Origin of the sequence: Lysinibacillus sp. 1 U-2021 (genome assembly GCF_029916965.1) — a bacterium.
Taxonomy (GTDB): domain Bacteria; phylum Bacillota; class Bacilli; order Bacillales_A; family Planococcaceae; genus Lysinibacillus; species Lysinibacillus capsici.
Genome location: NZ_CP123966.1, coordinates 4,210,911 through 4,220,024 on the forward strand (window position 1 = coordinate 4,210,911; position 9,114 = coordinate 4,220,024).

General features: G+C 34.8%; 19 protein-coding genes. 4 read left to right on the plus strand and 15 right to left on the minus strand.

What is annotated here, in order from left to right; all coding sequences use genetic code 11:
* Positions 1-3: 3 nt before the first annotated feature.
* The 9 genes from QH639_RS22410 to QH639_RS22445 form a co-directional block, all read right to left on the minus strand.
* Positions 4-261, minus strand: coding sequence for an AbrB/MazE/SpoVT family DNA-binding domain-containing protein (locus QH639_RS22410; RefSeq protein WP_281115299.1), 258 nt, complete (start codon positions 259-261; stop codon positions 4-6).
* Positions 258-503 carry a helix-turn-helix domain-containing protein gene (locus QH639_RS26575; RefSeq protein ID WP_481817308.1) on the minus strand — a complete coding sequence of 82 codons (246 nt, stop codon included), beginning with the start codon at positions 501-503 and terminating at the stop codon, positions 258-260. Before QH639_RS26575 ends, QH639_RS22410 begins: the two co-directional genes overlap by 4 nt.
* A complete protein-coding gene (locus QH639_RS22415) occupies positions 472-810 on the minus strand; it encodes a helix-turn-helix domain-containing protein (RefSeq protein WP_281115300.1) in 339 nt (112 codons plus the stop codon). Before QH639_RS22415 ends, QH639_RS26575 begins: the two co-directional genes overlap by 32 nt.
* A gap of 136 nt (positions 811-946) precedes the next feature.
* On the minus strand, positions 947-1,417 hold the full coding sequence (locus QH639_RS22420) for a hypothetical protein (protein ID WP_281115301.1): 471 nt from the start codon (positions 1,415-1,417) through the stop codon (positions 947-949).
* Between the two features lie 104 nt (positions 1,418-1,521).
* Complete coding sequence (locus QH639_RS22425) at positions 1,522-1,659, minus strand: hypothetical protein (RefSeq protein WP_281115302.1); 138 nt, start codon at positions 1,657-1,659, stop codon at positions 1,522-1,524.
* Between the two features lie 19 nt (positions 1,660-1,678).
* Positions 1,679-1,837: a hypothetical protein gene (locus tag QH639_RS22430; protein ID WP_281115303.1), complete on the minus strand. Its 159-nt coding sequence runs from the start codon at positions 1,835-1,837 to the stop codon at positions 1,679-1,681.
* Complete coding sequence (locus tag QH639_RS22435) at positions 1,806-2,177, minus strand: helix-turn-helix domain-containing protein (RefSeq protein WP_281115304.1); 372 nt, start codon at positions 2,175-2,177, stop codon at positions 1,806-1,808. The genes QH639_RS22430 and QH639_RS22435 overlap by 32 nt, the downstream gene beginning before the upstream one ends.
* Positions 2,178-2,313: 136 nt before the next feature.
* A complete protein-coding gene (locus QH639_RS22440; protein WP_281115305.1) occupies positions 2,314-2,448 on the minus strand; it encodes a hypothetical protein in 135 nt (44 codons plus the stop codon).
* A 62-nt stretch (positions 2,449-2,510) separates the two neighbouring features.
* Positions 2,511-3,227, minus strand: a complete 717-nt coding sequence (locus QH639_RS22445) for an ORF6C domain-containing protein (RefSeq protein WP_281115306.1) — start codon at positions 3,225-3,227, stop codon at positions 2,511-2,513.
* A 62-nt stretch (positions 3,228-3,289) separates the two neighbouring features.
* Between QH639_RS22445 and QH639_RS22450 the strand changes: the two genes are divergently transcribed.
* On the plus strand, positions 3,290-3,679 hold the full coding sequence (locus tag QH639_RS22450; RefSeq protein ID WP_281115307.1) for a DUF2513 domain-containing protein: 390 nt from the start codon (positions 3,290-3,292) through the stop codon (positions 3,677-3,679).
* On the opposite strand, the gene QH639_RS22455 is transcribed toward QH639_RS22450, so the two are convergent.
* Positions 3,668-3,865 (minus strand): hypothetical protein, encoded by a 198-nt coding sequence (locus tag QH639_RS22455; RefSeq protein WP_281115308.1) that lies wholly within the window; start codon positions 3,863-3,865, stop codon positions 3,668-3,670. The two genes, QH639_RS22450 and QH639_RS22455, sit on opposite strands and share 12 nt — an antisense overlap.
* A 78-nt stretch (positions 3,866-3,943) precedes the next feature.
* Positions 3,944-4,177, minus strand: a complete 234-nt coding sequence (locus QH639_RS22460; RefSeq protein ID WP_281115309.1) for a helix-turn-helix transcriptional regulator — start codon at positions 4,175-4,177, stop codon at positions 3,944-3,946.
* Positions 4,178-4,352: 175 nt separating this feature from the next.
* Here QH639_RS22460 and QH639_RS22465 point away from each other — a divergent pair, with 175 nt between their 5' ends.
* The 3 genes from QH639_RS22465 to QH639_RS22475 all read left to right on the plus strand — a co-directional run bounded on the left by QH639_RS22465 (position 4,353) and on the right by QH639_RS22475 (position 6,676).
* A complete protein-coding gene (locus QH639_RS22465) occupies positions 4,353-5,015 on the plus strand; it encodes a LexA family protein (RefSeq protein ID WP_281115310.1) in 663 nt (220 codons plus the stop codon).
* Between the two features lie 82 nt (positions 5,016-5,097).
* Positions 5,098-6,519, plus strand: a complete 1,422-nt coding sequence (locus QH639_RS22470) for a recombinase family protein (RefSeq protein ID WP_281115311.1) — start codon at positions 5,098-5,100, stop codon at positions 6,517-6,519.
* On the plus strand, positions 6,503-6,676 hold the full coding sequence (locus tag QH639_RS22475; RefSeq protein ID WP_281116233.1) for a hypothetical protein: 174 nt from the start codon (positions 6,503-6,505) through the stop codon (positions 6,674-6,676). Before QH639_RS22470 ends, QH639_RS22475 begins: the two co-directional genes overlap by 17 nt.
* 35 nt (positions 6,677-6,711) lie before the next feature.
* Here QH639_RS22475 and QH639_RS22480 read toward each other — a convergent pair whose 3' ends face one another.
* From QH639_RS22480 to QH639_RS22495, 4 genes are read right to left on the minus strand one after another with little or no spacing between them, the layout of a single operon-like run.
* The gene (locus QH639_RS22480; protein WP_103117679.1) at positions 6,712-7,110 is read right to left on the minus strand and encodes a GntR family transcriptional regulator; all 399 of its coding nucleotides are present in this window, start codon (positions 7,108-7,110) and stop codon (positions 6,712-6,714) included.
* 21 nt (positions 7,111-7,131) lie between these two features.
* Entirely contained in the window at positions 7,132-7,911 is a 780-nt protein-coding gene (locus QH639_RS22485; RefSeq protein ID WP_131519599.1) for an ABC transporter permease, read from the minus strand.
* A gap of 6 nt (positions 7,912-7,917) precedes the next feature.
* On the minus strand, positions 7,918-8,820 hold the full coding sequence (locus tag QH639_RS22490) for an ABC transporter ATP-binding protein (protein WP_259419217.1): 903 nt from the start codon (positions 8,818-8,820) through the stop codon (positions 7,918-7,920).
* Complete coding sequence (locus QH639_RS22495; RefSeq protein ID WP_131519597.1) at positions 8,804-9,055, minus strand: PLD nuclease N-terminal domain-containing protein; 252 nt, start codon at positions 9,053-9,055, stop codon at positions 8,804-8,806. Before QH639_RS22495 ends, QH639_RS22490 begins: the two co-directional genes overlap by 17 nt.
* Positions 9,056-9,114: the final 59 nt, after the last annotated feature.

The following is a 9,114-nucleotide window of genomic DNA, read 5'->3' on the forward strand; positions in this document are numbered from 1 at the left end:
CACCTACTTAATCAACTTGATAGCTCGCTGTAGTACATCAATTGCATTTTGGCTTTTTGCTTCAGCTACCAACTTTTCTAACTCTGCTGTAACTTCTTCTTTTTCAGCATTTGGTTGATATTTTTGAATAACAATTTTATCCCCATCAGTAAAAATTTCTAATGGATCTAACTTATCAATCCCTAAAACGTTTCTTAGTTCTGCTGGAATAACCACGCGTCCTAAACTATCTACCTTCCGAATCATACCTGTTGATTTCATAACTTATTCACTCCTATCATTTCATCTATTGAGACATTAAATATTTTTGATAATTTAACTAGTGTCGTAAGAGACGGTTCATTTTTATTGAGTTCCCACATTCTTATGGTTGATTCTTTCTTACACAAGATTGCAGCTAATTGTTTTTGTGTTAACTTATGTCTTTTTCTTAACTCCCGAATATTTCTTGAGAAATTAGTTGTGATTTCATCAAATTCGATATTTATCACCTTCCAATGCATTACTAATAATGACTTGTAAGTGAGTATCTACATGGCAACTTATATCCTCTAGTGCTTCACGTAGACGTTTGTTCTCATCTAGTAATGCAAGAATGTCTGTTTCATCTAAAAGATCAGCTGCTTTATATAGATGAAGTTTTGAAACTTCTAAAACAGAAGCTAATTTTGATAACATTTCTAGCGAAACGTTTCTATCTCCCAATTCAATTTGCGATAAGTATGTGTGTGACAAATCTATATTGTTAGCTAGTTGTTTGAGTGTCATTCCCTTTTCTTTTCTCAATCTCCGAATTTCTTCACCAACCATCAATTTCACTTCCCTTCATGATTGAGCAGCACGTTTTAGCGCCAGTGTTTTAAGCAGCGTGGAATACAAAACATCCTCTAACGGTTGTCCTTCAATACTGTGGATGCCCAATTTGTTTAGCTTAGAAATGACTGATTTACGCTTCAGGTGATTGATCATCGACATTTGCGTAATATCCCTCCATGAATGCTTTGACTTCTTCCACAGCATCAATAATGCCAAATACTCTTTGTTGTAAAAGCTTGTACTCATGTTGTTTTGCAGCTAAGTGATTATCAAATGGCAAATTCGGATCACTTTCCATTGCATCAATCGCAATATCAGTGAGTTTGTTGTTTTCCTCTTTTTGCATATCTTCGAGGTGTTTAATGAGCCTGTTGTTGCCTTCCACAATCCTTGCTTCAAGCTCTGGATATTCGAGTGCTGCATCCAAATTTTCTAAGGCAATATGTGGAGAAGTGTCATACTGGCTATGTGACTTATCAACAAAGCGAGTTTCACGACCATTTTCATCCTTTGCATAAACTGATAATGCCTTACCTGTTTCGCGGAAATGAATTGATAGAACTGATAATTTCGTACCCTTAACATTGATTACTGCTTTCATTCTCCCAACCTCCAAATAGTTTGATAGATTTACTTCTGACGTGATGTTGCTACTTTAATCATTACCTTTGCGATTAGTGTTACTGGTACAGGCTTAATTTTCATTTACTCACCATCTTCCTCATCATCTACCAGAATTTTGGCATCTGCCCATTCAGCACCACATCCAATACAAACTCTGTCACCATCAATAACTGTTGATCCGAAACATGAATCACAATATTTACACTCATAATGAGCCATCTAATTCACCTTCCTTCATTCATTTTCTCTCCAACTCGCTATCTTGAAATCGCTCAATCTTCGCTACAATATGGTGCCATTGTTGAATTTCAGTAGCATTTAATATACGTGGTAATTCACCATATCGAATCATAACTTTGCTATTACTACGTGTGATGATTTTGTTTCCGTTGGACATCTGATTCACCTGCCAGTGCTTTGCGTGCAATAACCCCTAAATCTTCATCAGGATATAGTTCATCGTTTGCATAAAACTCAAGTGCTTCTCTAAAACGCTTATTCTCATCTAATAATGCAAGAATGTCTGTTTCATCTAGATATCCTTGAGCTCGTAATGAATACAGTTTTGATACGCCTAATGCTTCAAGCAATTTGTTTAGAGTTTTTGCTGTAGCTACTCTTTCGCCACTCTCAATTTGAGAAATGTATGGTTGTGATACACCACTTAAATTTGATAATTGAGTAATACTTAACCCTCTTGATTTGCGCTTTTGACGAATTTCTTCTACTGTTAGCACTTTAACGACCCCCTTTTCGCTCGCTTATTCAATTCGATCTGCTTAACCTCATCTGACATTGCATTCCAATCAGCTACTTTGTATTTCATTTGGTTTCACCTCTCTTAACGCTTGTACAAAACTTCTTTAGACTGCGCTATTTTGCGCAATCTTTTTTATAAACCGTGATTCCTCCAACTGATAAGTCTTTCAATGTGATTTTCCTACCATACTCTCTAGATAAAATACTCTCTACAACTGGTAACAGTTTACGCACTTTTTCTTCTGTCATTTTAAACCCCTTCATAATCACACCCCTTTTTATCAGAATATGTCGAATAGGCTTGTCTGATTTTACCCGAAAGCCATTTGGCTATTACAACTGTCAATTTCAATCTGAAGTGATGTGGAAGGCCTCCATAAGCTAATGAATCTTAATGCTTCCTCATACTTTACTTTTGGTATATCTCCGTATCTTGGAACTTTAAAATATTGCTTGAACTCATTCCAGAATGCGGAGAACACTTTTTTACTGATTTCTTGATAAGCAATTGAATCTTTCCCTCCAAGTGCTTGTACAATGGATTGTTTAGCAGAGTGTTGGATTTCTTGTTGTTGTAGCCCATCTATTCGCATACTTTCTTTTAAGTAATCCACATCTGTCTTGATCTCCTTGATAGCCTGTTCATGTTCCAAAGCTGCTTTTAGCGCTAGCTCTAAACTGTTGTATTGTGGTGGTTGTTCAATCACCTTGTAATACTCATCCACAAGCAATTCGTAGGCTTCCCATGCTCTGTCAGTATTGAGCGACTTTGCGTGTAGCCACGCTCCTTTTTCTGTCCAGAGGTAAAGTACTTGGGCATTTTTTGAACCATCCGTAATTTCCGTATGGTTTAAAAACTCTCTTTTTTCATTTCCTGATAAAGCGAAGTAATGTTTCCCTTCTGTGTAACGGCTCTTATTAGCATTGTAATTTTCAGAAATACGTCGATTATCTGTTTCATATTGTTCAGCAAGTTGTGCTGTTGTTAAAACACGCTTGCCACGTAGTTGAATGACTGTTAAATTCAAATTGTTTTCCTCCTTTCGCCTTCCTTTTGTTACAATTTGGATAGAAAGGCAGGTGATACATAATGAAACTAAATCAAGATTGTGTTAGAGCTGTTTTACTTGAATTAGAAGAAAAACTGACTTTAAATGACGATTTATATTTCTACCAAATAAAACAATTAGATTGTATAAAGAAATTTGGTGAGGACACTGTAATCTACAGCATTTTAAAGTTAATAGAAGCCCGGTATTTATTAGGCGAGCCACTATATGCTGGAGATGAACTTATGGAATTAACTCTGTCCGCATTGACTTGGGATGGTCATTTATTCCTTGACACCATCCGAGACAATAAAGTTTGGAAAGAAACTAAATCTGTGGTTTCTAAATTCTCTAGTGTATCCATTTCTTTAATGTCCACTATTGCATCCACCATCTTGAATGAACTTGTCAAAAAACAATTAGGTTTTTAATTTAAAAACCACACCATCAATTAGAACGTATAAATTATCTTTAGCCTTTGGAAAATCATTAATTATGCGTTCTAATATTACTGGAGGCTTAAAAATTACTCCCCTAACATCACCCTCGTTATAACTACTAACTAGTACAATGTTGTTTTCTCCATCTTCTTTATAAAAATAGATGGCGTCTTTCAACGTGTTCTCACCTCAACTTTCATTAAAAACTCATACCGTCATTGGCTCGGTATCACAGCGCATTTGATGATTAGAAAATCAAGCTATTCTTTCAAATTTCCGAAAAAACTCGGACTGTTTGCCAAAAAAAATATTTTCAATTGGAATTTTATAAAGCTGTTCGATATTCAACATAAATGTTCGAGGTACATTTGTTGAATCTTGTTCATACTTAGAAAGTGTATCTTTATTGATTCCAAACATTTTGGCTGCTTCTGTTAAAGTTAAACCTGCATTAACTCTAGCCGCTCGGAGCGTAATTCTAATCGACATAATTTCACCTCTTTCGTTCTGTGTGGTTCTATAATATCCGAGTTTTTTCGGAATGTCAACCGATTATTTTCGGAATTAAAATAATAATTATTTAACCTTCCGTTTTATTTCGGATTTTTTATTGTTTTTCCGTATTTTTTCGGATATAATATAATGGTAGGGAGGAGGTGAAACAATGATGGAAAAAGAATTCGATAGAGATTTACCATTAAAAAAACAAATATCAGAAAATATCGAAGCTCTTAGAAAATTAAAGGATTTTACATTGATTAAACTAAGCGAGGAAAGTGGTATATCTAAAAGCACTTTATCAGATTACAAAAATTGCAAAACTCTAATAAGTCCAGGTAATGTTGAAAAATTAGCAGAAGTATTTAATGTTCCGAAATCTGCCATTGACCCTTCTTTTAAAAGTAAAGGAATTTCAAACCTAATTCCTGTAGAACCTAACTTTGTAAAAATACCTATCTTAGGAGTTATCGCATGTGGTGATCCTATCCTAGCAACAGAAAACATAGAGGGATATACTTACGAGTTTGCTGAATACTTACCTAGTGGTGAAATCTTTGCATTAAAAGCTAAAGGCGATAGTATGGAGCCGACAATTATGAATGGTTCTAAAGTTTTGGTTAGGGCTCAATCTGATGTAGAGAATGGTGAGATAGCAGCAGTGTTAGTTAATGGCGATGAAGAAGCTACACTCAAACGAGTAAAAAAGCAAGACGGCATTGTATTATTAATGCCTGATAACAATAGTTATGAACCTATTGTTGTAAGCCCTAGCAACCCAGCTAGAATCATTGGTAAAGTTATACGAGCAATAATGGATTTTGATTAATTAGCGCTAATCAATCAAACAGAAAAAGAGCAGACTCATTCGTCTAGCTCTTTTCTTATATATTTTATAAAAGGAGGTTCTTATGAAATGTGTAATTTATGTCCGTGTTAGTACAGATGAACAAGCTAGGCACGGATATTCTATTGCAGCACAAATTGAAAAATTAGAAGCATATTGCATCTCTCAAGGTTGGGAAATGGTGAAACAATTCATAGATGACGGTTACTCCGCTAAAGATTTAAACCGTCCACAATTTAAAGAGATGGTAAATATTGTAAAAAAAGGTGGCATTGATGTTGTATTGGTCTATCGATTAGACAGATTAACTCGATCTGTTGTTGACCTTTACTCAATCTTACAAGAATTAGACAAATACGAATGTAAGTTTAAAAGTGCAACAGAAGTTTACGATACGACTAATGCTATGGGACGTTTATTCATTACACTAGTTGCAGCCATAGCACAATGGGAACGCGAAAACACAGCAGAACGTGTGCGAATGGGAATGGAAAAGAAAATTAAGCTAGGTCTATGGAAGGGTGGAACTCCTCCGTATGGATACAAAATAGTAGATAAACAGCTAATTGTTAATGAAGATGAAGTTGAGGTTGTAAAAGAAGTATTTGAGTTATCTAAGACACTTGGTTTTTACACAATTGCAAAACAGTTGTCTTTTAAAGGCTACCAAACTAGAAAAGGTAGTGACTGGCATGTTGATTCAGTAAGAGATATAGCAAACAATCCTGTTTACGCAGGTTATTTGACATTCAGTGAGAACCTCAAAGAGTATAAAAAACCTCCCCGTGAACAAAACTTATACGAAGGTAATCACGATAGAATAATACCGAGAGATGAGTTTTGGGCACTACAAGACACATTGGATAAACGAAGGAAATTTGGAGGAAAACGAGAAACGAGCAATTATTATTTTTCATCGATATTAAAATGTGCAAGGTGTGGTCATTCGATGTCTGGGCATAAGTCAGGTGATAAAAAGACATATCGATGTTCAGGTAAAAAGGCTGGTAAAAACTGTACTAGTCATATTATATTAGAGGACAATTTAGTAAAAACAGTGTTTGCTCAATGGGACGAATTAATTGGTGATTTCAAAAGTAATGAAGGGAAATCGGAATATTCAACGGAACTTCTTTCTACATTAGAAAGTGAATTGTCATCTGTTCAGAAATTGATGAAAAAGAAAAAAACTATGTACGAAAATGATGTTATTGATATAGATGAATTAATTCACGAAACTGAAAAATTACGTGAAAAGGAAAAGGAATTACAGCGTGAAATAAAGAATATACAAAAAAACAATACCCGTAATAATGAAGAATTAAAGTCCATAATCCGAAACATCGATAGATTGTGGTTGCACGCAAATGATTTTGAACGTAAACAAATAATGACTATGGTATTTGAACAATTAGTAATTGACACAAAAGATGAATATCATAGTACTAAGCAAGCAAGAGAAATCTTAATTGTTTCAGCTAAATAATTTGTCTTTCGTTGGTGGTGGTACACTAATTCCTTGGGCATTAATCCCAGCAGCTGCTATTTGTAATGTCAGCCCATTTGAGCTGGCAAGACGAAATTTAATTCCTGTAGTCATTGGACTGATTGTGACAACGATAGTTGCTGTGTTTTTAATTTAATTTAATAAAAATAGTAAGAGATGGTCACTAGGTTATCAGTAGCCATCTCTTTCACTCTCCGTATAATACTTTTGTAAAATGTCATAAAACATTTCTTTTAGTTGAGATTTTTTCATGCCTAAAATATAAGCCTCTATCAATAATTGCTCCACTTTCATAGCTATTTGGTGACATGAAATAGTCGTTGCTTTATTAGGATCTACGATCACAAATGCTCTAGACTGAGGCTTAATGGTGATGATCCCCTTTTTTTGAAGCTCTTTGTAGCTTTTATGAACTGTATGCAGATTGAGGTTTGTTTGTGCCGCTAGCTGGCGAATTGAAGGCAAATGGTCCCCCTTTTTTAAGCTTCCAGTCGCTATGGATAAAAGCAACTGCTGTGTTAGTTGTTGATAATATGGAATTTTGCTTCTTCGATTTACTTTTACATTCATTTGTCGAGGATTTCCTCCATATTAAAATTTCTTTTTGGCAATAAAATGATGCATGATAGCCATCATGAATAGTACAAGTAACAGTGTGACAATTATATTAAAGCTATACCATTTTTCAATGTCACCTGTCATTATTATCGTTGTAGCATACAAACTATTACTAGCTGGATTTATGACATCTAAGAATGGATGTAAGCCAGCACAAAAACGACAAATAAATAAGACACCAATACTAATTAACGCAATAAATGGTGTACTATTAAAAAATGTACTCATCATGGCAACAAATGTAATGACAAACAACAGCCAAATACAATAAAATGCTAGAGCTATCAATGCGCGTGTTATCGGTACAGAGGTAAATAAATAAGATGTATAGCCAAGAGACATTGCATAGCCAAGCGTAATACATAGGACAGCTAAAGCATAATGCGTAAGGAGTTTACTGTTTAAGTAGGATGTGATTGATACTGGCCTTGTTAAAATGAAGGCCATCATTCCATTGGCTTTTTCTCCTTGAATTATACCCATCGTTGCAATAGCAAGGATGATTATACCTAATTGGTCAAATTGCGAATTAAGGGTTGAAGCAAGCACTTCTTCTCCCCCTGGCTTTGCCATTGTTGGATCAATTATAATCCCTTCTATACCACCCATTGATTGTAAAATAGCAGGCAAAAAATACATCGTAATCGGCTGAGTTAAACCTAGAAGGATATAGACGATTGGTAGCCAAACGACTTTATATTCCTTTGTCATTTGATTCATTTCTTTTTTACTTAGTGCGATAAATGTATTCACTTCAAATTACACCACCAATTCTAAAAATATTTCTTCTAAGCTTTCTTGAAGGCCAAGATCAAACTTTGTAAATAGTACATTTGAATCCAATCCGTACTTGAGCAATCGATGGGCGTCCTCTTCCAAGTGATTGACATATACTTTAAAACCATCCCCACAATTTTCGATTCTCTTTACATAAGGTAAATGTTCAATCGTTGTTAGCCACTTAACATCTTTCTTTTGAACCGCTAAAAAGATAGCTGAATCTTGATAGCGATTAAGTAACTCTAATTTTGTTGCATCTTCTATTTTGTAACCATTTTTAATGACCACAAAGCGCTCACAAACTTCCTCCGCATCGCCTAAAATATGTGTAGAAAGTAATATGGTCGTTTCTTTTTTTATGTCTTTTAATAGATTCAGCACTTCACGTCTACCGATTGGATCTAAGGCTGAAACTGGTTCATCCATAATGATGAAAGCTGGCTTGTGTAATAAAGCTTGTGCGATTCCAAGACGCTGTTTCATACCTCCTGAAAATGTTCCAACATGAGCATGTGCTTCTTTTCCTAAGCCCACCTTTTCCAGAAGAATCGGGATATCTTTTTGTAATTGATCGTTCGAAATACCCGAAAGTGTCCCCATAAAGGCTAAAGTTTCAGATGCTGTCATCCACGAGAAGAAATTAGGATACTGTGGTAAATAACCAATATGATTTTTCATCTTTGAAATTTTTTGCCCATCAAGTACAATGTCCCCTTCATCTGCATAAAGAATATCAGCAATGATCTGAATTAATGTGGATTTCCCTGCCCCATTTGGTCCAATAAGTCCTACACATTCATTCGAATCTATCACCATTGAAAAACTACTTACTGCCGTTTTCTGTTTAAATTTTTTCGTAATATTTTTAATTTCTAAGCGCACGTTTATTGACATCCTTTCTACCCATCACGAAGTAGAGAACAGAACCAATTGTATTAAAGAACAAAATAATAATGGCCCACATTAGTATGTTTTCTCTACTAGCTCTGTGTTTATATAAATCTATTAGTGCAATAGTGATAAGTAAAAAACCTACGAGTACAAATGGTAAAAGAATGGGTAATATGCTTGCCCAATCAATTTGATTTAAGTCTTCAAAACCATAGTGTAATTTCATTTTTTATAACCCCTTTCATTATCATTATCAATAATGATAACAAAAGAATGAAAAAATTT

Excerpts from the sequence above, each read along its gene's own strand:
- QH639_RS22480 (WP_103117679.1), bottom strand. The coding sequence starts at position 7,110 with ATGAATGTAAAAGTAAATCGAAGAAGCAAAATTCCATATTATCAACAA.
- QH639_RS22450 (WP_281115307.1), top strand. The coding sequence starts at position 3,290 with ATGAAACTAAATCAAGATTGTGTTAGAGCTGTTTTACTTGAATTAGAA.
- QH639_RS22425 (WP_281115302.1), bottom strand. The coding sequence starts at position 1,659 with ATGGCTCATTATGAGTGTAAATATTGTGATTCATGTTTCGGATCAACA.
- QH639_RS22465 (WP_281115310.1), top strand. The coding sequence starts at position 4,353 with ATGATGGAAAAAGAATTCGATAGAGATTTACCATTAAAAAAACAAATA.
- QH639_RS22440 (WP_281115305.1), bottom strand. The coding sequence starts at position 2,448 with ATGACAGAAGAAAAAGTGCGTAAACTGTTACCAGTTGTAGAGAGTATT.
- QH639_RS22420 (WP_281115301.1), bottom strand. The coding sequence starts at position 1,417 with ATGAAAGCAGTAATCAATGTTAAGGGTACGAAATTATCAGTTCTATCA.
- QH639_RS26575 (WP_481817308.1), bottom strand. The coding sequence starts at position 503 with ATGCATTGGAAGGTGATAAATATCGAATTTGATGAAATCACAACTAAT.
- QH639_RS22410 (WP_281115299.1), bottom strand. The coding sequence starts at position 261 with ATGAAATCAACAGGTATGATTCGGAAGGTAGATAGTTTAGGACGCGTG.
- QH639_RS22495 (WP_131519597.1), bottom strand. The coding sequence starts at position 9,055 with ATGAAATTACACTATGGTTTTGAAGACTTAAATCAAATTGATTGGGCA.
- QH639_RS22470 (WP_281115311.1), top strand. The coding sequence starts at position 5,098 with ATGAAATGTGTAATTTATGTCCGTGTTAGTACAGATGAACAAGCTAGG.
- QH639_RS22415 (WP_281115300.1), bottom strand. The coding sequence starts at position 810 with ATGGTTGGTGAAGAAATTCGGAGATTGAGAAAAGAAAAGGGAATGACA.
- QH639_RS22430 (WP_281115303.1), bottom strand. The coding sequence starts at position 1,837 with ATGTCCAACGGAAACAAAATCATCACACGTAGTAATAGCAAAGTTATG.
- QH639_RS22460 (WP_281115309.1), bottom strand. The coding sequence starts at position 4,177 with ATGTCGATTAGAATTACGCTCCGAGCGGCTAGAGTTAATGCAGGTTTA.